Annotated in this window: 16 protein-coding genes and 7 pseudogenes; 15 read left to right on the forward strand and 8 right to left on the reverse strand. The window is 69.2% G+C overall.

Annotation, left to right across the window (positions count from 1 at the left end; genetic code table 11):
• The 4 genes from ABZ823_RS30005 to ABZ823_RS30020 all read left to right on the forward strand — a co-directional run.
• Window positions 1-1,382, forward strand: a 1,382-nt coding sequence (locus ABZ823_RS30005; RefSeq protein ID WP_361665988.1) for an RHS repeat-associated core domain-containing protein, incomplete at its 5' end; no start/stop codon positions are given.
• Window positions 1,383-1,430: 48 nt separating this feature from the next.
• Window positions 1,431-2,894 (forward strand): IS1380 family transposase, encoded by a 1,464-nt coding sequence (locus tag ABZ823_RS30010; RefSeq protein ID WP_361665989.1) that lies wholly within the window; start codon window positions 1,431-1,433, stop codon window positions 2,892-2,894.
• 237 nt (window positions 2,895-3,131) lie between these two features.
• Complete coding sequence (locus ABZ823_RS30015; RefSeq protein ID WP_361665990.1) at window positions 3,132-3,986, forward strand: hypothetical protein; 855 nt, start codon at window positions 3,132-3,134, stop codon at window positions 3,984-3,986.
• The gene (locus tag ABZ823_RS30020) at window positions 3,976-4,701 is read left to right on the forward strand and encodes a hypothetical protein (RefSeq protein ID WP_361665991.1); all 726 of its coding nucleotides are present in this window, start codon (window positions 3,976-3,978) and stop codon (window positions 4,699-4,701) included. The genes ABZ823_RS30015 and ABZ823_RS30020 overlap by 11 nt, the downstream gene beginning before the upstream one ends.
• A 422-nt stretch (window positions 4,702-5,123) precedes the next feature.
• Here the strand turns inward: ABZ823_RS30020 and ABZ823_RS30025 are convergent, their stop codons facing one another.
• From ABZ823_RS30025 to ABZ823_RS30035, 3 genes and pseudogenes are all read right to left on the reverse strand, one after another.
• A complete protein-coding gene (locus ABZ823_RS30025) occupies window positions 5,124-5,909 on the reverse strand; it encodes a Ku protein (protein ID WP_361665992.1) in 786 nt (261 codons plus the stop codon).
• 140 nt (window positions 5,910-6,049) lie between these two features.
• A complete protein-coding gene (locus ABZ823_RS30030; protein ID WP_361665993.1) occupies window positions 6,050-6,190 on the reverse strand; it encodes a hypothetical protein in 141 nt (46 codons plus the stop codon).
• A gap of 116 nt (window positions 6,191-6,306) precedes the next feature.
• Window positions 6,307-7,512, reverse strand: a pseudogene (locus tag ABZ823_RS30035) (IS256 family transposase).
• A 693-nt stretch (window positions 7,513-8,205) separates the two neighbouring features.
• Here ABZ823_RS30035 and ABZ823_RS30040 point away from each other — a divergent pair.
• From ABZ823_RS30040 to ABZ823_RS30055, 4 genes and pseudogenes are all read left to right on the forward strand, one after another.
• Window positions 8,206-9,508 (forward strand): annotated as a pseudogene (locus ABZ823_RS30040) (helix-turn-helix transcriptional regulator); the annotation flags it as partial.
• Window positions 9,509-10,033: 525 nt separating this feature from the next.
• Entirely contained in the window at window positions 10,034-10,987 is a 954-nt protein-coding gene (locus tag ABZ823_RS30045) for an alpha/beta fold hydrolase (RefSeq protein WP_361665994.1), read from the forward strand.
• A 149-nt stretch (window positions 10,988-11,136) separates the two neighbouring features.
• On the forward strand, window positions 11,137-12,711 hold the full coding sequence (locus ABZ823_RS30050; RefSeq protein WP_361665995.1) for a GMC family oxidoreductase N-terminal domain-containing protein: 1,575 nt from the start codon (window positions 11,137-11,139) through the stop codon (window positions 12,709-12,711).
• A gap of 535 nt (window positions 12,712-13,246) precedes the next feature.
• Window positions 13,247-13,543, forward strand: a complete 297-nt coding sequence (locus ABZ823_RS30055) for a hypothetical protein (protein WP_361665996.1) — start codon at window positions 13,247-13,249, stop codon at window positions 13,541-13,543.
• Between the two features lie 80 nt (window positions 13,544-13,623).
• Here ABZ823_RS30055 and ABZ823_RS30060 read toward each other — a convergent pair whose 3' ends face one another.
• From ABZ823_RS30060 to ABZ823_RS30070, 3 genes and pseudogenes are all read right to left on the reverse strand, one after another.
• Entirely contained in the window at window positions 13,624-13,905 is a 282-nt protein-coding gene (locus ABZ823_RS30060) for a hypothetical protein (protein ID WP_361665997.1), read from the reverse strand.
• 441 nt (window positions 13,906-14,346) lie between these two features.
• Complete coding sequence (locus ABZ823_RS30065) at window positions 14,347-14,580, reverse strand: hypothetical protein (RefSeq protein WP_361665998.1); 234 nt, start codon at window positions 14,578-14,580, stop codon at window positions 14,347-14,349.
• 580 nt (window positions 14,581-15,160) lie between these two features.
• Window positions 15,161-15,322 (reverse strand): annotated as a pseudogene (locus ABZ823_RS30070) (transposase); the annotation flags it as partial.
• Window positions 15,323-15,476: 154 nt separating this feature from the next.
• Between ABZ823_RS30070 and ABZ823_RS30075 the strand changes: the two are divergent.
• Entirely contained in the window at window positions 15,477-15,596 is a 120-nt protein-coding gene (locus tag ABZ823_RS30075) for a winged helix-turn-helix domain-containing protein (protein WP_361665999.1), read from the forward strand.
• 53 nt (window positions 15,597-15,649) lie between these two features.
• Window positions 15,650-15,900, forward strand: a pseudogene (locus ABZ823_RS30080) (hypothetical protein); the annotation flags it as partial.
• Between the two features lie 146 nt (window positions 15,901-16,046).
• On the opposite strand, the pseudogene ABZ823_RS30085 reads toward ABZ823_RS30080, so the two are convergent.
• Both ABZ823_RS30085 and ABZ823_RS30090 read right to left on the reverse strand, forming a co-directional pair.
• A pseudogene (locus ABZ823_RS30085) lies at window positions 16,047-17,146 on the reverse strand (FAD-dependent oxidoreductase).
• A gap of 1,062 nt (window positions 17,147-18,208) precedes the next feature.
• Window positions 18,209-18,466 (reverse strand): annotated as a pseudogene (locus ABZ823_RS30090) (ATP-binding protein); the annotation flags it as partial.
• Between the two features lie 12 nt (window positions 18,467-18,478).
• On the opposite strand from ABZ823_RS30090, the pseudogene ABZ823_RS30095 reads away from it, so the two are divergent.
• The 5 genes and pseudogenes from ABZ823_RS30095 to ABZ823_RS30115 form a co-directional block, all read left to right on the forward strand.
• A pseudogene (locus ABZ823_RS30095) lies at window positions 18,479-18,661 on the forward strand (zinc ribbon domain-containing protein); the annotation flags it as partial.
• 82 nt (window positions 18,662-18,743) lie between these two features.
• Complete coding sequence (locus ABZ823_RS30100) at window positions 18,744-19,280, forward strand: hypothetical protein (RefSeq protein WP_361666000.1); 537 nt, start codon at window positions 18,744-18,746, stop codon at window positions 19,278-19,280.
• A 228-nt stretch (window positions 19,281-19,508) separates the two neighbouring features.
• Window positions 19,509-20,786 carry a family 16 glycosylhydrolase gene (locus tag ABZ823_RS30105; RefSeq protein ID WP_361666001.1) on the forward strand — a complete coding sequence of 426 codons (1,278 nt, stop codon included), beginning with the start codon at window positions 19,509-19,511 and terminating at the stop codon, window positions 20,784-20,786.
• Between the two features lie 88 nt (window positions 20,787-20,874).
• Complete coding sequence (locus tag ABZ823_RS30110; RefSeq protein ID WP_361666002.1) at window positions 20,875-22,077, forward strand: glycoside hydrolase family 64 protein; 1,203 nt, start codon at window positions 20,875-20,877, stop codon at window positions 22,075-22,077.
• An 812-nt stretch (window positions 22,078-22,889) separates the two neighbouring features.
• The gene (locus ABZ823_RS30115; RefSeq protein ID WP_361666003.1) at window positions 22,890-23,333 is read left to right on the forward strand and encodes a hypothetical protein; all 444 of its coding nucleotides are present in this window, start codon (window positions 22,890-22,892) and stop codon (window positions 23,331-23,333) included.
• Window positions 23,334-23,351: the final 18 nt, after the last annotated feature.

A 23,351-nucleotide genomic window follows, 5' to 3' on the forward strand; every position in this document is an offset into this window, starting at 1 on the left:
GCCCCGCCCGGTCGGGTCCCCGGGGCGGGCGTCCCCGCCGGCATGGCGGCGTCCTCACGTTCAAGAAACCCGACAGCTGGCACGAGCCCGACGTTTACAACCTCGACGGCACGCTGAAGTCGACCAAGGAGCCCGCCGCCGGCGGCCTGCCCTCCGAGATCGTCGACTACGGCTACGACGGCCTGGGCAACCTGACCTCGATCGGCGGAGCGAGCGGCTACCTGCTGAACGTCTCCTACTCCGCCCTCGCCCAGCCTCTGCAGATGACCCTCGGTACGGGCGGCACCGGCGCCAAGAACGTCTACGTCACCAACGCCTATGAGGAAGGCACCGGCCGGCTCACCAGCAGCCACGTCACCGACCAGACCCACCCGTACATGCTCCAGGCCCTCGACTACACCTACGACGAGGCCGGAAACGTCACCGCCGTCAGCGACCCCACGACCCTCGGTGGCACCAGCGGCGCCGATGTCCAGTGCTTCACCCACGACGGACACCAGCGCCTGACCGAGGCATGGACCCCCGCCTCGCAGAAGTGCTCCGACCCCAGGAGCAGTTCCAGCCTGTCGGGACCGGCCCCCTACTGGACCGGCTACACCTACAAGACCGCCGACCAGCGTGCCAGTGAGACGGTCCACCGCAGCACCGCGGACACGACCACCACGTACTGCTACACCAACACCAACCAGCCGCATACCCTGACCGGCACCTCGACCAAGGCCGACTGCACCGACCTGAACCGCTCCTACGACTACTACAAGAACGGCAACTCCTGGCACCGCCCGGGCAAGACGGCGACCCAGGCACTGACCTGGTCTCCCGAAGGCAAGCTGAGCAAGCTCACCGAGAGCACGACGTCGACCGACTACATCTACGGGGCCGACGGCAGCCTGCTCATCCGCGCCACGCAGAACGGCGAACGCGTCCTGTACGCCGGCGCCACCGAACTCCACCTGCGCGCCAACGGCACCACCTGGGCGCAGCGCTACTACAGCGTGGGCGGCACGACTGCCGCCGTGCGCTCGAACGCATCGGGCACCAACAAGCTCACCTACCTCACCGGTGACCACCACGGCACCTCCGACCTGGCGATCGGCTCGGACACCAACCAGGCCTTCACCAAGCGCTACACCACCCCGTTCGGCGCCGACCGAGGCACCCCGCTGGGCGGCCCCTGGCCCGACGACAAGGGTTTCCTCGGCAAGACCAGCGACGCCACCACCGGTCTCACCCACATCGGCGCCCGTGAATACGATCCCACCATCGGTCAGTTCATCAGCGTCGACCCGCTCCTGGAGACCAACAAGCACCAGCCTCGTGTGTTCAGCTACGGCTGTGACCTGATGCCCCGACAGAAGAAGGGTGCCTCCCACCTGCGATGATCTGGATTGCCTAGATCAAAACCGTCGCAGAGAAGAGGCACCCAACAGGTGCAGGCTACCGAATGGGATCATCGGCTTGCCGTGCGGGCCGACGGCAAGAACCTGATCGGCCACGCGGGCGTGGTGCTGCTGCGGAAGGTCGCCGACCGCGTCGGCCTGACCACCGCGCTGAGTGCGGCGTTGCCGAAGGGCACCGGGCCCGGCTGGCGGGATCGGGGCATGGCGCTGGTCCAGCTGGCCTGTGCGATCGTGCTCGGCGCGACGAACATCCTGGAAGCCGAGCAACTCCAGTACCACTGGCGGCCGGTGTTCGGACGGCCGGTCTCGGACACCACCCTGCGCCGCGCCCTGGCCGTGATCGACGGGCCGGTCGCGGCGCGGGTGGAGCGTGCCCGCGCCGCGATACGCCGCGTGGTGTGGACGCTGCTCGCCCTGCGGCCCGGCGGCTTCCCCTGGATCGCGGTGTGCGGCCGGGAGCTGACCGGCTGGTACGTCCTCGACCTGGACGCGACCATCGTCACCTGCACCAGCCGGAAGGAAGGCGCGGCGGGTACCTTCAAAGGCAGCTTCGGCCACATGCCGCTGGGAGCGTGGGTGGCCAACACCCGCGAGTGCGTCGCCATGCTGCTGCGGCCCGGCAACGCAGCCCCCAACGACGTCGCCGACCACAAGACGGTCCTGGCCGCCGCGTTGCGGCAACTCCCACTGCCGCTGTGGTCGAAGCTGCTGATCCGGATCGACGGCGCGGCCTTCAGCCACGACGTCCTCGACCATCTCCAGCAGTTGTCCACCAGCCGGCGCCGGGTGCGTTGGGTGACCGGCTGGGCCATCAACACCGCGGACGAGCAGGCCATCGCGCTGCTGCCCGAGAACGTGTGGACGGCCGCGCTCCGGCAGGACGGCGAGGTCCACGAGATCAAGGGACCCGACGGCGAATGGATCTCCTACCAGGTCGCCGAGCTGACCGGGGTCCGCGACCCGACCGGCTGGCCGAAGGGAATGCGGCTGATCGTGCGCCGGGTCAAGCCCTCGCGGCGGGATGCGAAGAAGCTGACCGTCTTCGAGAAGCGCACCGGCTGGCGCTACCAGATCATCGCCACGAACATCCCTGCATACCAGGGGCTTTCCGGGGTGTCCGGTTCCGGGCAGGTGTGGTTCGTGGACGCCTTCTACCGTGATCACGCCGAGGTCGAGGACCGCGTCAAAGCGATCAAGCGGATCGGTCTCGGGCTGCTGCCCTCGAAGTCCTGGCAGCTCAATACCGCCTGGGTACTGGCCGCCACGATCGCCGCCGACCTCGACGCATGGACCCGGCTCCTCCTCCTGCCCGACGAGCCCGAACTCGCCGCAGCCGAGCCGGAGACCATCCGGATGAAGCTCTACCACCTGCCCGCCCGACTCACCGCCCACGCCCGCAGGCGCACCCTCCACCTCGACCGCACCTGGCCCTGGGCGAAGGCCTTCACCACATGCTGGCAACGACTGGCCGACCTGCCTGCCATCGTCACCTGACGACCGCACCCCGACCCGACGAGGGCCAGGAAGGAGGACAACCGGCAGCACCCCGGGCCCGTGGAACCCGGCGTACCCGCAGCGTCATGTGACGGCCCGCCTCACACGGCAGGAGGACATTACGGGCGAACCGCCGAGTCAATCAGCAGCCCAACCCCGCTGAAGAATCGAGGCCAGAGCCTGAACGGCTACGGCTACAGCCAGAACAGCCCGCTCACCCTTTCCGACCCCTCGGGCATGGGAACGCCCGAGTGCATGGAGGGCATCTACACCCACTGCAAGAACGGCGTCCCGACCAAGGACTCCACGTACCACCCCGAGCGGGAGCGGTCTTACAACGGCGGCGGAAGCGGCAACGGTACGTCACACGGCAACGGGTCCGGGGGCGGTACCTCGTCGGGTGGCGGCGGCTGCAACCGCAGCTGTGTGCAGGCGTTGAACTCCCTTGTCAGCAACGAAAAGTCCGGCATTCACAAGGAGCTGGCCATCCAGCTGCGCAAGTACATCCTGGCCACCGCCGGAAATACCCGTCCCTGCACTCCGGGTAACTCGGTCAACAGCGGTGAGGCCGCCGCGTGCAATTACCTCGGCGGTCAGTCCCCGCAGCTCAGCTGGCAGGGCATCCTGGCCCTGTGGGCCGATGGAAAGGGCGATGTGAACAATATTCCCTTCGACGACGGAAGCCCGCTGACCCAGCAGCTCATACTGGACAAGTCCCACCAGGACATCGTGGCGGACCTGGCCAAGAAGATCATCGGTGCCGACTTCGACGCTCCGGTGGGCGAACTCGGAGGCAACGCGGACCACGCGGACGCGAAGTCGAACATCGGCAAGGATCTGCTCGGTATGGCCACGGACGGCGGCGTGGGAAGCGAAACCCCCGCAGCCTTCCTCGGCAGCTACAATATCGAGCACCAAGTGATCGCGCAGTCGAAGGAAAACCACTCCTTCACGGTCGCCTTCGCCTCGTACAACAAGACTGGAGTGGCCTCACTGACCCACCTCCCCCTGGTGAAGGACATTCCGTCCGGTCACGCCTTCTCCAGCATCGCGCAGGAGTTCTACGGGACGGTGACGGTACATGTCCGTTGACGTCGGCACCGCCGGACGGTTCAGGCCGCCGGTCAGGCCCGCCGTGGTGCTGGCCAGGACGGCACGGCTCGTCGCGCTGTCGCTCCTGGTCGTGTCCTACGTTGCCTGGCTGTTCCAGGAGTTCCCGATCCCTTCCGCACAGGAGGACCTGGTGAAGGCCCTCCGGTCGGGCAACCCCCCCGCGGTCGAGATCGGGTACGACGACAACGGGGTGAATCTGTTCTGGGAGACGGCCCCGCTGGTCTACCGCGAACTGCGGGTACCCGGCGAGCTCGGCAGCGACGGGGTCGATGCCGTGGAGCGGGAGATCGCCGCCCAAGCGGGCGAGCGGGTCGAGGACCTCCCGTTCCGGAACCGGCAGGAGCAGTACGAACCAGGGTTCCTGGACACCGTTCTACCCGCGAGCTATCCGCTGTTCCTCCGGTCCGCCTTCCTGCGCTGGACCGCGGTCAGTGTGGGCCTGGCCGTGCTGACCGCGGCCTACGCGCTGCCGCGCGGGTACCAGCGGGTGAAGAACCGTGGCGTGTGGTTCAGCGTCTGCCTGGTCACCGGCTTCGGGTTCTTCACCTTCCTGTGGCTCGAACACTGCGTGGCTCCCGACACCGGGGAGCCACCAGAGCTCAGGCCGCGATACGTGTGGACGGCGTCGCTCGCGACCGCGGTCCTCATGGCACTGGGGGGATGGGGGCTGATCCGCCTGATGTGGTGGATCTGACCCCGATGACCGACCGGGCCTCCACGTAGTCGCGGGACGTCCGGTCCGTGACGATCCAGCGACTCGAGGATCGTCCGGGAACGAGACAGGAACGGGCTCCCAGGGGCGCGGCGTTCTCCACGCCGCGACCCGCCTGGGAACCCGTTCCAGTGAACGCGGCACGCACCACCCCGGTTCCCCACGCCTGTCCGGCCCGGTGGCCCCACCCGTACCCGCCCGCTCGCCGACCGCTGGGCGACACCTCGGCTCATTCCTGCACTCCCCCTCCCCTTCGACTAGAGCTCTATAGACGGTCCACTCCCCGTAGCTGCTCAGATCGAGGCTGCACCGTACTCGGATGTGAGTGGCCGCCCCCGCGGCGAGCTGCCCAGCAGTGACATCCCTTCCCGACGATCGCCTGGGACGCAGGTGCGGCTGATGGGCTACGGCCGAGGCCTGGCCGGCGGGCGCCCGTGCGCCCGCTCGGCAGCGTGGACGCTCTCCTCCAACGCTGCCATCAGGTCCAACGGTGGGGCGGGCTCCGTCGGCTCGACGAGCTCGCCGCCGGTAATCTTCGCGTCCACGAGCTGCTCAAGGGCATGGGCGTACTCGTCGTGCACCTCACCGACGTTGATGCCGGTGAGCTGCCGGATCAGCAGCTCGGCCAGCTCCAGCTCCCGGTCCGTGAGCGGCGTGGAAGGCGCGAGGTCCCCGGGATCGCGTAGCTCGTCCTGCCACAGGAGGGTCTGGAGGATGAGCATGCCGTGGCGGGGGCGGAGCAGCGCCAGACGCTCCCGGCTGCGCAGGGCGACCTTGGACACGGCGACGTGGCCGGTGCGGGCCAGTGCCTCGACGAGCAGGGCGTACGGGCGGTCGGCGCCTGGTCCAGGCCCCACGTAGTACGGCCGCGCGAAGCTGATCGGGTCGATGTCTTCGAAGGGCACGAAACCGAGCACGTCCACGGTGCGTTTTGTGGGCAGGGGGAGATGGGCCAGGTCCTCCTCCGTGATCGGCACCATGCGCCCGTCTGCCAGGGCATAGTCCCTGCCGACCTGTTCATAGGGGACCTCTCGGTCCTCGGCTTTGCAGAAGCGGCGGTGCTCCACGCGACCCTGGTCGGCGACGTGGATCTCGTGAAGGCGCACAGGATGCTCCTCCGTGGCCGCGTACAGCCTGATCGGTAGCGCGACCAGTCCGACCTGGATCATCCCGGGCCATGTGGCCTTCACACATCCAGCCTCATCCGTAGTCAGGCGTCGCGCACGCCGGCCATGCGCCGCCCTGCAGGGACTGGGCGCCTGGGCTCGCGGCACAATCGCCCGATGGGGGCCGGGTCGGCCCGGGCGGGGTCCTGGCCGTCTGCGGTGGGTCATGCTCCTCGTGAGCCGGCGTCGAGAGTCTCTGCCAGGCTGAGTGCGGCCAGGACCTGCACCTGGCCCTCGGCCAGGGGGAGGGTGCCGGCCGCGGTCGCCCCGGCGATCCGGGCCGCGTGCTCCAGTGCCATCGCCACGCCGGTCGGTTCCCGGTACGTGGTCAGCCACTCGTATCCGGCGCGGAGTGCCGCCGCGAGGTCGCCGTCGTGATCGGGAGTGTCAACTTAACGGCTGATCTTGGTTGTTGAGGTGGTCAGCGGTTGCTTGGGTTCAGTCGGCCGTCGAAGGCGATCTGGAAGGCGTTCAGCGGCGCCTTCCAGCGCATGGTCCACCTGCGCCGGCCCTTGCCGGTTGGGTCGAGGCTCATCAGCGCGAGGTAGACGCATTTGAGGGCGGCGGCTTCGGTCGGGAAGTGCCCGCGGGCCCGCACGGCCTTGCGGATGCGGGCGTTGACCGACTCGATGGCATTCGTCGAGCAGATGACTTTGCGGATCTCCACGTCGTAGGCGAGGAAGGGGACGAACTCGGCCCAGGCGTCCGACCACAGCTTTACGATCGCCGGGTACTTCTTTCCCCAGACCTCGGTGAACTCCAAGAACCGTTCCTCAGCCGCCTCCGAGGTAGGCGCGGTGTAGACGGGCCTGAGGGCCTTGGCGATTTTGTCCCAGTCCTGGCGGGCCGCGTAGCGGAACGAGTTGCGCAGGAGATGGACGATGCAGGTCTGGACAATTGTTCGAGGCCAGACCGTCTCCACCGCGTCGGGCAGGCCCTTCAGCCCGTCGCAGACCAGCATCAGCACGTCCTCGAGGCCGCGGTTCTTCAGCTCGGTGAACACCTGCAGCCAGTACTTCGCCCCCTCACCGCCGTCGCCGGCCCAGATGCCGAGGATGTCCCGCTCACCCTCCACGGTGACCGCCATGACCAGGTAGATCGGCCGGTTGGCGACCTGCTGGTCTCGGATCTTCACGTTGATCGCGTCGACGAACAGGACCGGGTAGACGCGGTCCAGCGGGCGGCTCTGCCAGGCGGCCATGCCCTCCATGACCTGGTCGGTGATGGTGGAGATGGTCTGCTTGGACACCTCGGCCCCATAGACCTCGGCCAGGTGGGCGGCGATCTCGCCGTGTGTGAGCCCCTTCGCGGACAGCGACAGCACCATCTCGTCGACGCCGGTCAGCCGCCGCTGCCGTTTCTTGACGATCTACGGCTCGAACGTGCCCGAGGTGTCACGCGGCACCTTGACCTCGACCGGCCCGACGTCGGTCAGCACGGTCTTGGCCCGGCTTCCGTTGCGGGAGTTGCCGCTGCCCCGGCCGGCCGCATCGTGCTTCTCGTAGCCGAGGTGATCGGTGATCTCACCTTCCAGGGCAGACTCCAAGACCCGCTTGGTCAGCTGCTGCAGCAGCCCACCCTGCCCGGTCAGCTGCAGACCCTCCGACCGGGCCCGCTCCACCAGCATCGCGACCAGTTGCTCGTCGGACACGGGCGCAGGCTGCCCCAACTGGGCACTATCGACAGGCTCCACGGTCTCCAACTCCACGGCGGTATCAGTCACTTGACGTCCTTCCCATGATCGTCGGATCCGCCGTTAGATTTACACTCCCAAGATCGGGTCGCATCCAGTGACGGTGGGAGCCTCCGGCGGGACAGGTGCCATCGCAGCCGTTGCCGGTGAAGAAAAGACCGGAGCACCGGATGCACAGGAACCACCGCCGCTGGCCGCCGGGGCCGTTGATGCCGTCGAGTAGCGCCTCGATCTTGTACGCGCCAGAGCCGGACCAGTTATGCCACCGCAACGGCTGACTGCTGTTGGGGCAGTAAGAGGTCGTGCGTCCGCTGTCCGACCACTTCGACCACAGGACCGCGCAGTCGCGGCACCACCTCCATTCTGGTGTCTCCGACGCCGGGGTCCGTGTTGTAGCGGAACGTAGTCGCCGCTGCCCGAACTCTGGTGCCCATGGTCCCAGCCGAAGATGCCGCTGCCGACGGTGCAGTAGCCGCTGCCATTGCCGGAGAACCACAGCTGGCCGCACTGGTAACACCACGTCCACAGGAGCTGCGAGGCCTGGGCGGGGGGTGGCGGTCACCAAAGTCGCGGTGGCGCTGGCGGCCATCGCGAGCCCGCCTCCGGCCGCTGCGGTGAGCAGGGTGCGCCACCCGGTTGGTCGGCTCCGACCAGGACCAGACGGTCCGCCGTGACGTGTACCGGTGGCTGTGTGAAACCGCCGAACGCTCGCCTGAGCGGGTCGGGCCGACCGCCCGTGCCCTGCTCGTCCGGCACGCGGCCACCGCCGGGCTCACCTCGGCGGACGGAGCGACGAAGCAGGTGCGCGCTCTACTCGTCGAGCCCGCCGACCCGCTGACCGAACCCTTCCTGTTGGGCACGGCCGCCGCGGTCGCCCAGTGGGCCGATGAACTTGACGAGGCGGACCGGCTCGTCGACCGCGGCCTGGCCGGTCAGCGCCCCGACCTGCTGCACCCGATGCACGGAGCGCTGCTCAACGTACGGGCCGACATCGCCGCGGCACGCGGCGAGTACGGGCGGCTGCCGGCCGAGCCACCCGTGACCGCGGACGCCGGACCTGCCAACGGCACACGTCCACACCCTGATCGCGCTCGTGGAACTGGGCCGCACGGCCGAGGCACGGCGGCTCGCGGACGGCTTCGACCTGCGGGCGGCGCCCGACTCCTGGGAGCTGAACCGGTTCCTGTACGCGCGGGGGGTGCAGCGGGCCGCCGCGGGCGACCCGGCGGGGGCGCTGCACGACTTCCTGGAGTGCGGCCGCCGCCAGTCGGCCCGCGAGGTGGTCAGCCCGGTCGTCACCCCGTGGCGCTCGGCCGCCGCGGAGTGCTGGCTCGCCCTGGGCAACCCCCGGGAGGCGCTCGCGCTCGCCGAGGAGGAGCTGCGGCTTGCCCGGGTGTGGGCACGCCCCGCATGGTGGGCCGTGCCGTGCGGGTGCTCGGCACGGTCACGGGAGGCCGGCGCGGTCTGGAGCTGGCTGAGGAACCCCGTACGACTGCTGCGGGACGCCGGTACCGGCACGGAGCCGGAGCTGGTCGCCGCGCTCGTCGCGCAGGGCCGGCAGCTGACCGCCGCCGGGGACCGTACCCGGGCCCGGAAAGGCCTGCGGGAGGCGGCCGAACGCGCCGAGCGGCTCGGCGCGCTGCGGCTGCACCTGCTCGCCGAGGAGGCCCTGCGCTAGGGCGGAGCCCGCCGCACGAGCGCCGCCTGCACCGGCTCCGGCGCCCTCACCGGCAGCGAGCGCCGCATTGCCCAACTGGCCGCCGACGGCCGCACGAACACGGAGATCGCCGCCCTGCTGCACCTGGCCCGGCGCACCGTGGAGGCCCACCTCACCAACGTCTACCGGAAGTTGGGCATACGCCGCCGCGGTGAACTGCGCGAGGCGCTGGGCGCGGATAGGGGGCAGGCTCTGATCCGGGAATCCACATGAGCCCGGGCCTGCCAAGGCGACCGGGGCGGTGACGCCCCGGTCTGGGCGGAGCACAGTGAAGATCGCGACAGACGATCTCTCCGGACCTGAGTTCGCCGGGTTCCTCGACGAGCCTGTCCAGCAGATGCGGTCCATCGCGCCTCTGGAGAGAAAGCACGCCCTCGGTCTCGACGCCCTCCGCAAACCCGAGACCACGTTCTGGTCGGTGAGGGATGGCGAGAGCCTGGTGGGTTGCGGGGCGGTCAGGAGGCTGGACTCGGACCACGCCGAACTGAAGTCGATGCCGCCACGCCGACACGTAAGCGAAGCGGGATCGCATCCCTGCTGTTGGAGCACATCATCACCGGGGCCAAGCGCATGGGGTGTTGACGCGAGATGCGCGTGCGGCGGAAGGTGACGGAGCACGAGGCCGGCTCGTCTCAAGGGGCTTGGGTGCCTGAGACACTCTCCGGGAGAAAGCCATCACGTTCTGCGGCGCGGCTCTGTCGCTCGCCGCGGAGGCGTCGAGGTTCGAGGGGGGAACTCATGAAGTGGAGAATTGCGTGCGGCGCCGCCGCGGTGGGCCTCGCAGCCGTCGCCGCACGGGCAGCGGCTGCCAGGGTCGAACGCCGACCGGATCCTGTTCCCTACGAGCGGCTCCGTCGTGAGCCCGAGGGCGAGGGGGTGTTTCTGCGCCGTCCCGACGGGACGGTGTTGCGCGCCGTCGTCGCGGGTGAGGGGCCACCGGTGGTGCTGGCGCACGGTTACGGCGTGTCGCTCCTGGAGTGGAATCTGGTGCAGGACGTCCTGGTGGTACGCGGCCACCGTGTCATCGTCTTCGACCAGCGCGGCCACGGGGACTCGACGGTCGGCTCGGACGGTATCGGCTCCGGCCCCATGGCGCGGGACTACCTGGCGGTACTGGAGCACTTCGACGTACAGGACGGGGTGCTGGTCGGACATTCCCTGGGCGGGTTCCTCGCCATACGTGCTCTCCTCGACCACCCCGGCGTCGGCCGGAGGCTGCGCGGTCTGGTGCTGTTCGCGACGTGGGCGGGCCGCATCTACGACGGAGCGCCCTGCAACCGGCTGCAGATCCCCCTGCTGCAGGCGGGCATCCTGCAGCGGCTGGCACGCACCCGCACCGGCGGAATCCTCTTCGGCGCACTCCAGTGCGGCAAGCGCCCCTCCCCAGCGATGATCGCCGTCTTCCTTGACGTCTTCCTCCGCCAGGCTCACACTCCGCTCCTGCCCATCGTGCGAGCTTTCGCCCGCGAGGACCGTTACCCACGCCTGGGCGAGATCACGGTGCCCACCGTCGTCATGGTCGGCACAGCCGATCGCAGTACACCGCCGAACCACTCCCGGCGCCTGGCCGCAGGGATACCGGGCGCGCGGCTGGTCACCGTGCCCGACGCCGGACACATGATCAACTGGGAAGATCCCGATGCCCTGGCGGAGGCCGTCGTCTCCCTGCACGAGAGCGGGGGAGCCGATTGATGCGCAGCGCTCCGTCCGTCGCCGGGCGGTGCTGAGATCGGTGGTCCGTGGCACAGCCACGGACCACTGGAGCACGGCGTCGACAATGGCCGACAGTAGGGTGTCGTCCGCTCTCCGATGCGGCTTGAGTGAGGGAGTCGAGCAGCCCCGTGGAGCGAGGGGGACAGGTGTACGACTACATCATCGTGGGTGCCGGGTCGGCGGGGTGCGTCCTGGCCGGCCGTCTGACCGAGGACGAGAGGACGCGCGTTCTTCTCATAGAGGCCGGCCCGGCGGACGATGCCCCGGACATCCACGTTCCGGCCGCGTTCAGCAAACTCTTCCAGACGAAGTACGACTGGAGTTACCTCACCGAGTGCGAGCCCGGGTTGGACGGCCGCCGCCGCTATCTGCCCCGCGGCCGGATGCTCGGCGGCTGTTCGTCGATGAACGCGATGATCTACATCCGCGGCAATCGCCGCGACTACGACGCCTGGGCGGCGGCCGGCGCAGACGGGTGGAGCTGGCCGGAAGTCCTGCCGTACTTCCTTCGCGCCGAGGACTTCACGGGAGCCACGTCCCCGTGGCATTCCACCGGCGGGCCGCTCACGGTGAGCGAGGGCCGTTCCCGGCATCCCTTGACGGACGCGTACGTGACGGCCGCTCAGGAGGCCGGACACCCCTCCACCAGCGACTTCAACGGCCTCGAACAGGACGGCGTCGGCTATTACCACCTCACTCAGCGCGACGGTCTGCGCTGCAGCACGGCGGACGCGTATCTGCGGCCGGCCCTGTCCCGGCCGAACCTCGATGTGCTGACCGGTGCTGAGTGCACCCGCGTGCTGTTCGACGGCGAGCGTGCAACCGGCGTCGAGGTGGAACGGGACGGCGAACTGCTGTGCCTGCACGCCGAAGGGGAGGTCGTGCTGTCGGCCGGTGCCTATAACTCGCCGCAGCTGCTCATGCTCTCCGGCATCGGTCCGGCCGGTGAGCTGGCGGCCCACGGCATCACGCCCCGCGTCGATCTTCCAGTGGGGGAGAATCTGCAGGATCATCCGCATGTCGGGCTGTGCTACCTCACTGACACGGAGTCGCTGTTCACCGCCGAGACACCGGACAACCTGCGCCTGCTGGAGACCGAGGGCCGCGGCCCGCTCACCTCGAACATCGGCGAGGCCGGCGGTTTCCACCGCACCCGCGAGGGACTCGACGCCCCCGACGTCCAGGTGCACGCCACGCCGGTGATGTTCTACGAGGAGGGCATCAGCCCCGTGACCGACCACGCTTTCATGTTCGGTGCGGTGCTGCTCGCCCCCACGAGCCGGGGCAAGGTCTCCCTGCGGTCGGCGCTTCCCAGCGCCAAACCGCGCATCCTGCACAACTACCTGACCACCGAAGAGGACCGCGCCACGATGATCCGGGCGCTCCGGATGCTGCTCGACATCGCCGGCCGGCCCAGCCTGCGCAAGCACCGCCGAGCCGACTTCCGCGTACCGCGTTCCACGGACGACGCCGGCCTGCTCGACTTCGCCCGGCGCGAGTTGCAGACCCTCTACCACCCGGCGGGCAGTTGCTCCATCGGCCCCGTCGTGGACTCCCGGCTCAGCGTGCACGGCGTGAGGGGCCTGCGGGTGGTGGACGCCTCAGTGATGCCCACCGTGGTGCGGGGCAACACCAACGCACCCACGATCATGATCGCGGAAAAGGCGGCGGACATAATCCGCGGTCTCCCGGCTCGGGCGTGACCCTGACATCAAACTAGGGCAGCGGGCGGACAGACAGAACTTGTCCGCCAGAGGGGCCAGCACGCCCAGCGACTCCGTGTCCCCTCCGCGGCAGCCACCTCGTTTCCTGCCGCAGATCGGCAGCCATACACCCCCTGCGGCCGACGAGGTCGCCGGGCGCTTCCAGCCGGTCCGTCTCGGTGAGCAGCGCTGGCACCTTGGGTCTGGCCTTGTTGGGCCAGCCTGCGGGCGTGCGAAAGGAGAGTGCGGCACACCGCCACCCCGCGCACACTCCCGATCCGGATCGAACCCTTCATCGCTCTTACCACCGACCGACACACAGGGCGCAGCCGCTAACGCGCTCCGGGCCCCCTTCCATGGTCCGTCCGGCGCCTCGATCGAAAGCAGTCCCACGACACCAGGCCGGCGCGGTCCGCAACCGCGCCCAGATCCCCCCGCTGCGCCGCGAACGCTGCCGAGGCAGAAGCAGTGCTGTGGATCTACGGTGGTCTGACAGAGGCCGACAAACCGAACCGGAGTTGCGCAGGAGGCTGCGATGGAGGAGCACTTCGTCTGGGTGACGACGCGCCGGCTTCAGCCGGGCACCTTCGAGGAGTTCGAGAGGGCATGGCGTCCCGCCCCCTACCCGCGGGGTCTGCGCCGAGCCTTTGCGTACTGGTCCGAGGACGGACAGGAGATCACCGGGGTGTCGTTCTGGGACTCCCAGGAGGCATGCGACTCCTGGCGGAATTCCGAGCCGGAGGCCCGCCGGCGTACGGCCATGGCCCCGTACGTCGTGGAGGAGCGGGAAGGGTTCTACCGCGGCCGTGAACTGGCCATCCCGCCAAAGTAGCCGTCCGCGAGCGGGCGCCACGGCACGCCGCGGCGGTCCCCTTGGCGACGCATCGACGGCGGGGCAGCCGGCGACGACCGTCAGGCCGTCATCACGGCATCGCAGTCGGGGCACATCACGGACGCGTACTCTGCGGGGTACCAAGGCGCCTCAGGGTGCTCGGATGGCTTCTGGCCGGCCGTCTCCATGGCGAAGGTGTCCTTGCCACACAGAGTCCGCGGTCCCGTCGCGGTGGGCGTCCCCGGGGCGGTGGGCGCCGCATGCACCCGGCGGACGGTCCGTGCCCCACTCGGCGCTCCGCCCGGGGAGGTGCGCGTGCCCATCGGCTTGTCCAGCTCGTACACGACGACGATCGCGTCCATGCCTCTACGGTAGACGGCCCCACGGCCGCTTGGCGGTGGGCCATCCTGCTCCGTTTGGGGCTGAGCGTGGCGGTAACGGCGCTGTAGTGGGTCTTCCCTCAGGGTGCGAGCACCGGCTCGGCTGCTGGAAGAACCGGTGGGCCCACCCGCTACCGCCGCCGCCGGCTCCGACAGAGCCGCTGCCGGGAAGAAAACCCCCGTCACCAGCCCCGGGGGTCGGCGGTGCTGGGCCGCCGTAGCGGCTGGGTGCGGGCCGGCCGTGACTGCTCTACGAGGACATCTCCGAAGGACGCATCCGTCTGCCCTACAAGCAACTGGATGCGATGCGTCGGAGTGAGCCGGGAGCAGGCGGCCGGGCACCTGAACGCACCCGATGCCGGGGGCCCGCCGTGTGCTCGGTCCAGGTGGCGGTCATTGAACGCCAGGTCCGCTCGTGCGGGGTCAGGCGTGGTCGACGAGCTCCACCTTGCCCTGCTGGCGGGCGCAGTGCGCACAGCAGAAGAACTGCCCATCGGCCTGAAGGCCGTGACCCAGGATGCGGCATTGGCAGTTGTCGCAGATCGGCGCCATCTTCTGGGCGGCGCACTCGAGGCTGTCGAAGGTATGGACCGCTCCCTTGGCATGCACTTCGAATGACATCTCGTAGTCGTTTCCGCAGACCTCACACACGGCCATGGACGCTCAACTCCTCACGGCTTCCCGGACAGGACCGGTAGCTGCAACCGCCGGCGTTCCGTGACGGTAGTGAAGAGACGCCACCGTCCTCCGGCGGCACGTTGGCCTGCAGCCCGAGCGGCAGACAGGAATCACTCGGCCGGGCGCGTACGGTCGTCAGTGGCAAGCCCTGCTTCAGACCGGGCACGTGTGGGCCGGCGGCGTCCTGCTCCGTTCACGCGTTGCACGGGGCCGCCGCACCTCAGGGCCGTGAGGACGCGCTGCTCGAGGTGTCCTCCCGCCGATGCGGGAGTGTTCGGCTGACTCCGATGGCAGAGGATGCCATTCCGGCGGGGCTGTGCAACGCTGTGACCTGCGTGGTCGGGCCCGCGGTCCGGTGATGGACCCATCGCCGGGCCTGTGGTCGGGGGACTGGGGAGCTTACGTAAGGGCATCGACGTTGAGCGCGACCTCGACGGGGGGTCACGTCCGCTGGAGTAATGTACGACGGCCACTCGGTGATCTCGTTTTGAGGCTGTGCGGTGAGTTCGGTGGGCAGGACGGTGTCGTCGGTTTCTGACTCGATCGGGTGGAGGCGGGCCTTGGCCGGCAGGTCGAGTCCCATGTAGCGGCGGGCCTCGGTCCACTCGTCGTTCTGCTCGGCCAGCACCGCGCCGACCAGGCGGATCACGGCGGAGCGGTCGGGGAAGATCCCGACCACGTCGGTGCGGCGGCGGATCTCCTTGTTCAGCCGCTCTTGCGGCCGCCCAAGCTGACCGACGAGCAGTTCGCCGAGCTGGAGAAGGAGCCGGCGCTGGGACCGGCCGTGCATGGCTGGGAGGACCAGCGCTGAACCCTGGCCCGGATCAGGGTGCTGATCGCCCGGACGTTCCAGCTGGACTGCTCGTCGGCGGCGGGTGTGGCGGCTGCTGCACCGGCACGGCTGGTCGTGGCAGTGTCCCGCCCGCCGGGCGCTGGAGCGCGACGTGCAGGCAGTGGGCTTGTGGAAGAAGGATGTGTGGCCGCAGGTGGAATGACTGCGGCGGTGCTGGGGGCGTGCATCGTCTTCGAGGACGAGGCCGGGTTCTCGATGACGCCGCCGCGCGCCCGCACCCGGGGGCCGGCGTGGGCACACGCCGGTGGTGCGGGTGCGGGGGCCGCTCCTGGCGCCGCTGGTCGATCGCCGCCATGTGCTGTTACAAGCCGGGCGCAGCTTGGCGGCTGGTCTACCGGCCGCCCCTCCACCGTAAGCATCGGGGCAAAGGACGCGACACCTTCGCATGGAGCGACTACCGCGACCTGGCAGTCCGCGCCCACATCCAGCCCCAGGCTCCCATCGTGGATGAGAGCAACCAACCGAAACGCGGAAGAGTTCTCTGAAACGGGGACACGAAATAGCTGCTTCCGGGAAGGCCGGGGCGTACCGGCTTCCTCGCCCCTCGTAGGTACCACGTCGTCGGAGCGGTATGCGCCGACTGTTGGGGCGTTCAGCGGGGCTGGCCGAGTGCTGCCGCTGGACGCAGGTTCTCCTCGAGTTCCCCGGCCATGGCCGCTCTGGCCAATGCCCGTCCCAGTCGAGGTGCCTGTTTGAACAGGTTGTGCCCGGCGGTGAAAAAGATTCTGTCGGCTTCCCAGACCGCCATGCCGTCTTCGCTCCACGGCAGGCTTGTCACCCAGCAGTGCAGGTACTCGACGGGCTCGGGGTCGAGGCCGGGCAATGCGCGGGAGACATACGCGCGGGCGCGGTCGTTGAGCGCCACCAGTGCCTCGGGGTCCGCGAAGCTGCCATCCTCCCGTACCTCCACCGTTTGGCTGAGGCCCACCGCATATCGGCTGTTGCCGGGGTAGGGGGCTGCGTAGACGCCGACCTCGCCGAAGTCGCCGCTGCTGTCCTGCAGGCAGGCGACCCGTTCCGGGGGCGCTCCCGTGACCTGGAAGGTGAGGCGGACGTGGGCTGCCGGCCGTATGGGCAGCGAGAGCCCCACGTTGCGTGCCAGCCGTGCGGTGCTCAGGCCCGCGCACACCACGGCCGTTGCGTACTCTTCGCGGCCGACGGCGCTGAGCACCTCTACCGTGCCGCAGCCCGTCGGATGCAGCGAGATGACCTCGTCTGTGACCACAGAGTCACCCAGCGCGTTGGCCAGGCTCTCGACCGCGACACGGGTGCGGATGGCGCCGCCCTCCTCATCGAGCATCGCGGGACCGCGGTAGTCGGCGAGCAGCGGCATGCGGGCGTGAAGCTCGGCGCTGTCCACGGTCCGGACCGGTATGCCGCCGACATCCTGCAGAATGCGCAGTCTCCCAGGAACGGGACCGCCCAGGGCGACCACTCCGTCCTGGGAGATCAGTTCGGCGCCTAACCGGTCGGCCCACTCTCCCAGATGGCGCGGCCCTGCCGGGTGAATTCGACCAGGCGGGCGTCGTCGTGGGCGTGGCGGAAGATGCGGGACTGGCCACTGGACTTTCCGTGGCCTGGAACGCCGCTTTCGTACACCCGCGCCGTCGTTCCGCGTTCGGCCAGTGCATAGGCGGTGCAGAGGCCGACGATGCCGGCTCCTACCACGGCCACCTCGGGAACCCGGTCCATTCGATCGCCTCGCTTCGCGTCCCGGAGCTGTCCCCCTACGGAGCAGGGGTTAGGTTCATCTTTCGCCGCCGCGAACTGGTGGGTGACTGGACCCGGTGGGCGGCACTGTCAGGCTCTACGAGACGCGACGGCGGAACCGTGTCTCCTTCAGCCTCACACCGGTCTGGAATATGTCAACCGGCCACCTCGGACAACAACCGTGACCGACCGGCGGAGAGCCGCGGGATCGGACGTCCGGTCAAGGCACGGGAGGAGGTTTCTGAGCAGTACATCGGCCGGCTGGCGATTCTGTGGCTGTCCAGACCAGCGGGCAGCAGCAGGGGCTCCGCTCGGTCGAGGTGTCGACCCGCCGGACGTGGTGACGGCAACCGGAGCGCTGGGTTGTGGAATGACCTTGCATCATGATCAGCCTGGCAGCTTCCGCAGCCAGGACATCCTGCACATCGGAGTCCAGGCTCATCGTGTCGTTCCCCATGCTTTGGCCAGCCCGTACCGTGCGCGAGGGGGAGGCCTGCACGCCAGTCACCGGCCCGGCGAAGTCGTGCATCGGGACGGGCGAACGGCCGAGTTCCGGGGCTGCCGGCAGGACCGGTTGGGCCTCGGTGGCGCGGCCCGGTCCAGGGGGGCGTGACGTGCCGGGCCCTACGATGCCCGGGGCGGCCAGGTGCCAGGTCGCCACTCCCGGCCTGCGCCCCGTCATCTGCAGCGAGACCGGTGAGAAGCCGATCAGCTCGTCGGGGAGTGTCTGCTGCAGAACCGGCTGGCCCGGCGGCGCTGGCGCGGCCCGGCCGGTGAGCAAGCGGCCAGCGCACTTCGTGGCGTTCTATCGGCTGGGGCTGTCCGCAATGGACACGACCAGGTGACCGTACCGGCGGCGCAGGTACGCGCTGGAGTCCGCCTTCGCCGCCCGCTGGATCTGCACCCTGAGCTCACCCGGCAGCAGGCACTGAACGCACTGCGCCAGCAGGTGCCGGCCTGCGTCCACCGCCGACCGGACATGGCTCTCGTCATCTTGGACCAGGGGACACTGAAGGGGGCTCCGTCCTGCGATGGCGCACCGGAATCGTCCAGCAGGGCGATGCGGGCGGTGATGCGTTTGCCGACCGGCTCCTGCGGGACCTCGAAGCCCCGAGCGACGGCCACCATGATCTCCAGCCCGTGCCGCCCCACCCGTCCGGCATCCGCGGCCTGCACCACCGGCAGCACCGGCTTGGAGTCCCATACCACCACCCCGACCAGGTCGCCGACGATACGCAGATCCATCAGCACCGGGCCGGACGCGTACTTGCGGGTGTTGGTGACCAGCTCGCTGACCCCCATCAGCCCCCGCGACCCGGCAACCCCCGCAACACCTCCCGCACCTGCCCCGAATGCGGGCACACCGCGAAGGAGAACCGGCCCACACAGCAGAAGTTCCACTGCGTCTCGTGCGGCCACCACGCGCACGCTGACACCGTAGGCGCCCTCAACGTTCTACGGGCCGGGCTGGTCCATCGCAACGCCAACCCGGCGTAACGAGAAGCCCCCGGCTTCAACCGGGGGAGGAGTCACAAGGAAGATTCGCCAGGCAGTTCACAGAGACCTCACTCAAAGCACCGTGCCGGTGCCGCGGGGCCTGCCCACGGTGGACCGCGAGGCCGCGTTGATGGCCGCCCTGCGGGCGAGGTACGGCATCGGGGGACGGGTGGCCGCCCTGGTCCGCACCGGAGCGGAGGCCGCGCCCGTCTACGCCTACGTGGTGCGGGTCACGCACTGCCCGGACGCCTCCGGCCTGCGCCTCGCGGAAGCCGGAGGCGTCCGCGAGGACGAGGAGGTCGCCGCCCCGATCCGCCGCTCCGGCGGCGTGCGGGGTGTGCTCACCTTGCCCGACCTGCGTGAGGAGGGCGAGGGCCAGGGGCCGCTGACCGCGGTGGCCGTACGGGCCGCCGGGCTGGCGGCGCGGGCGGTCCGGGACGTGGTGGCCAGCGGGCGCCGTGGAGTGCAGTGTCTTCTGTCCGAATCCGAATGGCGATGTCATGCGCGAGTTCGAGTGCGGCCCTTGTATGCGAATGCGGCCACATCGCCGAAATTGGCCATTCCGATGGGCGTCCAGCGCGGAGCCGCTCCGCTTAAGGGGGGCTTAAACACTCCTTAAGCGACCTTGAGTCTCGACTCACTTTGCAAGTAACCGCAGTTCAGACGGTGTTGAGCGCGCCGCGGCCAAGTTGGCCGAGGTAACTGTCGTACGTACCATCGGGGTCCACCCGCGGCTCACCGCAGCCGAGAGAGCGCTCCCAAGCGGAACGCTCTTCCTCCTCGTCCGCGGCCCGCCGTACGGGCGGAACCACCTGAATCCCCCACAAGACAAGGTGTCATCCCAGCCATGGCAGCTCATCGCGCTCGGCGGTGGACGCTCGGCGGACTGGTCTCACTGGTCGCCGCCGCTCTCGTCACCGCCGTCCTCATCACAACGACCGGTTCCGGCGCGAACCGGGCCAGCGCCGCACCCACCGCGGTGACCTGGTCCGACGACTTCGACGGTAGCGCCGGAAGCGGCCCCGACCCCGCCAAGTGGACGCTCGAGACCGGCGGTTCGGGCAACGGCAACCACGAGCTGCAGTACTACACGCCGGGCAACCGGAACGCCGCCCTGGACGGCGAAGGCCACCTGGTGATCACGGCGCGCAAGAACACCGACTCCGGACTGCAGTGCTGGAACGGGACGTGCCAGTACTCGTCGGCCCGGCTCAACACGGCCCGCACCTTCAGCCAGGCGTACGGTCACTTCGAGTCCCGCATCAAGATCCCGCGCGGCCGAGGTGTCTGGCCGGCCTTCTGGATGCTCGGCAACGACCTCGGCAGCGCGGGCTGGCCCAACAGCGGCGAGATCGACATCATGGAGAACGTCGGTCACGAGCCCGGCGTGGTCCACGGCACCATCCACGGCCCCGGCTATTCCGGCTCCGGCGGCGTCGGCGCCGCCTACACCCTGCCCGACGGCAAGGCGTTCGCCGACGACTTCCACGTCTTCGCCGTCGACTGGAGCCCGACGGCGATCACCTGGTCGGTGGACGGCCACGTCTACGAGACCCGCACGCCGGCCGACCTCGGCGACAAGAAGTGGGTCTACGACCACCCGTTCTTCCTCATCCTGAACCTCGCCGTCGGCGGCGACTGGCCCGGCAGCCCCGACTCGGCCACCTCCTTCCCGCAGACGATGACCATCGACTACGTCCGCGTCTCGACCTCCGACACGGGCGGCTCGACCGGGTCGACGGGCAAGAGCGGTGCCATCAAGGGCATCGGCGGTATGTGCGTCGACGTCGCCGGCGCCTCCCCCGCGGACGGGACGCCGATCCAGCTGCACGACTGCACCGGTGACGACGCCCAGAAGTGGACGCTGGGCAGTGACGGCACCGTCCGCGCGCTGGGCAAGTGCCTCGACGTGCGCGGCGGTTCCACCCGGGATGGCACCCCCGTCCAGCTCTACACCTGCAACGGCAGCAAGGCCCAGCAGTGGACCTACACCGCCGCCCACGACGTGACCAACGTCGGGGCTGACAAGTGCCTGGACGCCACGGGCGGTTCGGCCGCCGACGGCACTCGGCTGCAGATCTGGACCTGCGGCGGCACCGCCAACCAGAAGTGGACCGTGGGCTGACCCGCAGGGTCGGCGACCCACCCCACCAACCCCCACCCACCCCCCACTCGCCTCATAGAGGCACATGTACCAACGAAAGGCACGGCACATGGCAGCACGTCACCAGCGCAGTCTCACCCGCCGCAAGCTGTTCTTCGCCCTGGGCGGAGCGGCGGTGGCCGCCCCCGCCGTCGCGGCCCTCGGCCCCTACGCCCTCGCCGGTACGGCGGACAACGGCACGAAGGCCGCCGCGGCGGGCGCGCTGCCGCTGACGATCGTCAACGACAGCGGCTCGTTCGACAACGCCTCGGTGCACGTCTACATCGTCGGCAACCAGGACGGGAAGCAGGTACGGGTCACCCCTGACGGCACCCTGGCCCCGATAACCCTGTCCGACAACGGCGCGGACGGCTTCACCGACTACACCCTCTCCCTGCCCGCGAGCGGAGAGGCCACCCTCAAGCTCCCCTATATGTCCGGCCGCATATACGTGTCGCTCGGGCAGAAGCTGAAGTTCAAGGTCGTCAAGGACGGCAACGGAAACCCGGCACTGCAGTACCCCGCCGGCTGGGTGACCTCCGACCCCAACTACCGCGTACTGCACGACTGCGCCGAGTTCACCCACAACGCCTCGGGCATGTTCTGCAACACGACCATGGTCGACATGTTCAGCGTGCCGATGAGCATCCGGTTGACCGGAGCCAAGGACCAGACCACGGGCACCCTGCGCGACGGCGGCCGGGCTTCGGTGTTCAGCGCGGTCAAGCAGGTCGCGGAGTTCGCCCCGCTGGTCGTCGACGACCTGCGGGTCATCGCTCCCGGACACGGCCTGGACGCAGGCCTGTTCGCCAAGGACTACTTCGCCCCGTACATCGACCAGGTGTGGAGCACCTACACCGGCAAGGACCTCAAGGTCACCACCAACGCGGGCACCTTCACGGGCCGGGTGCGCGCTGACAGGTTCACGTTCGACGGTCCGGCCCCGGTCACCTTCGGCAAGCCGTCCACCCGCGACGTCCTCTTCTGCGACGGCAACCTCGCCGCACCGAACGACGGCACCACCGGTCCTGTCGCCGCCGTCATGGGCGCCGGCTTCAACCGCTCCACCCTCCTCAGCAACCCCGACCAGCCCGTCACCGACGCCTCGGCCTTCTACCGGACCGACCTCACCAACCACTACGCGAAAGCCATCCACGCGGCGACCCAGGACGGCAAGGCCTACGGCTTCGCCTTCGACGACGTCGCCGGCTTCGCCTCCTACATCCAGGACACCGCGCCCACCGGAATCCGGCTGACCCTGACACGGCTCTGACGCGCGCCTTGTCGCGAACCGGATCGCGCCGCTGACACCGGCCGATCCGGTCTGCGCCCGGCGGAGGGCCCCCATCGACGGCACCTGGACGGCATCTCCCGCCTCAGCGGTGTGCCGGCCCCGGTGACCAGCGCGGTGTTCCGGACCTGATCGGTGGTTCGCTGCCTGCTCGGTTCAGTCGCCCTCATGACCGCCACGCCAGACTTTCGCATCGACGTCAAAGTCAAGCCCGTGGCCGGGGCAGGTGGGCGGGAGGGAGCGGCATGCGGATCGGGGAGCTGGCCAAGGTCACCGGGGTCAGCACCCGCTCGCTGCGCTACTACAAACCTGCCGAATGACTGCCGCCTGGCTTCTCACTTCGAGCGGTTCTCACTCAGCTTCTGCGACGCGGCCACGCTGAGGACGCCGAGACACCTCTCCTCTCCCTGTGCAGTCGGCGAGCACCCCCTGGCGGGTTGAACCCGTGCTGCGGGCGCTGGCGCGGCCGGTCAGCACACCGGCTGGGATGATGTCATGCCCATCGAATGCCGAGTTCGGCAAGCGCGTTGTCCAGGAGGGGTATTTCTGATCAGTGGTCGATGGGCTGACCTGCGCTTATCAGTCTGGTGTGGGGGACTGTAACGATTTACAGTCCCTGTAGGAGCTGCTCGGCGTAGCAACGGGCGCTCGTGGACGAGGTCGTGGGGCCGAGCTGGGGAGTTGCACCAGCGGCCCTTACAGTCCCATCGGCGATCACGGGCCATATTCCGTGCGCCCTGCGCGAACCCCCGCGCCCTACGATCACCCAGTACATCTGGCGGAGGGGGGCGGAAATGCTTGAGGGCATCGAGGACGGGACAGCGGCAGCGATGCGACTCGCGGGAGGTGCGCCGCTGCGGGGCACGCTTGATGTCACCGACCCCAGTGAATGGCTCACGTTGGACGCAGGAGTGCGTGAGGCGGCCTGGTACCGCTCGCAGTTCCTGCCGGAGTGGGAGCACTACGTCCCGCTGCCCGCCGACCTGACCCAGCTCGGCGAGTCTCGGCTCGCACACGTCCTGTGCCACCGTGACGGGCGGATCCGTCAGGAGGCGGTCCGCTGGTCGGCGCGATACCCCGGTCTGCTGCCGTTGGTTGTCATCCGCTGCGCCGGCTGGGCTGGCCCGGTGCGCGAGCGCGCCCGGCAACTGCTGCGTGAGGCCCTAGTAGGACTCCGTTACGTCTGCCTCTCGGTCCTGTTTGGGGGCATGTTGAAGGTATGGACGCACATGAAGTGAACCGTGCTCGGGCGAAGT

Source organism: Streptomyces sp. NPDC047079, from assembly GCF_040643755.1.
Taxonomy (GTDB): Bacteria; Actinomycetota; Actinomycetes; order Streptomycetales; family Streptomycetaceae; genus Streptomyces.

Coding starts and splice junctions, on each gene's coding strand:
- ABZ823_RS30020 (WP_361665991.1), top strand. CDS start 3,976: ATGTCCGTTGACGTCGGCACCGCCGGACGGTTCAGGCCGCCGGTCAGG.
- ABZ823_RS30015 (WP_361665990.1), top strand. CDS start 3,132: ATGGGAACGCCCGAGTGCATGGAGGGCATCTACACCCACTGCAAGAAC.
- ABZ823_RS30105 (WP_361666001.1), top strand. CDS start 19,509: ATGGCAGCTCATCGCGCTCGGCGGTGGACGCTCGGCGGACTGGTCTCA.
- ABZ823_RS30055 (WP_361665996.1), top strand. CDS start 13,247: ATGGAGGAGCACTTCGTCTGGGTGACGACGCGCCGGCTTCAGCCGGGC.
- ABZ823_RS30065 (WP_361665998.1), bottom strand. CDS start 14,580: ATGGCCGTGTGTGAGGTCTGCGGAAACGACTACGAGATGTCATTCGAA.
- ABZ823_RS30060 (WP_361665997.1), bottom strand. CDS start 13,905: ATGGACGCGATCGTCGTCGTGTACGAGCTGGACAAGCCGATGGGCACG.
- ABZ823_RS30115 (WP_361666003.1), top strand. CDS start 22,890: ATGCTTGAGGGCATCGAGGACGGGACAGCGGCAGCGATGCGACTCGCG.
- ABZ823_RS30045 (WP_361665994.1), top strand. CDS start 10,034: ATGAAGTGGAGAATTGCGTGCGGCGCCGCCGCGGTGGGCCTCGCAGCC.
- ABZ823_RS30110 (WP_361666002.1), top strand. CDS start 20,875: ATGGCAGCACGTCACCAGCGCAGTCTCACCCGCCGCAAGCTGTTCTTC.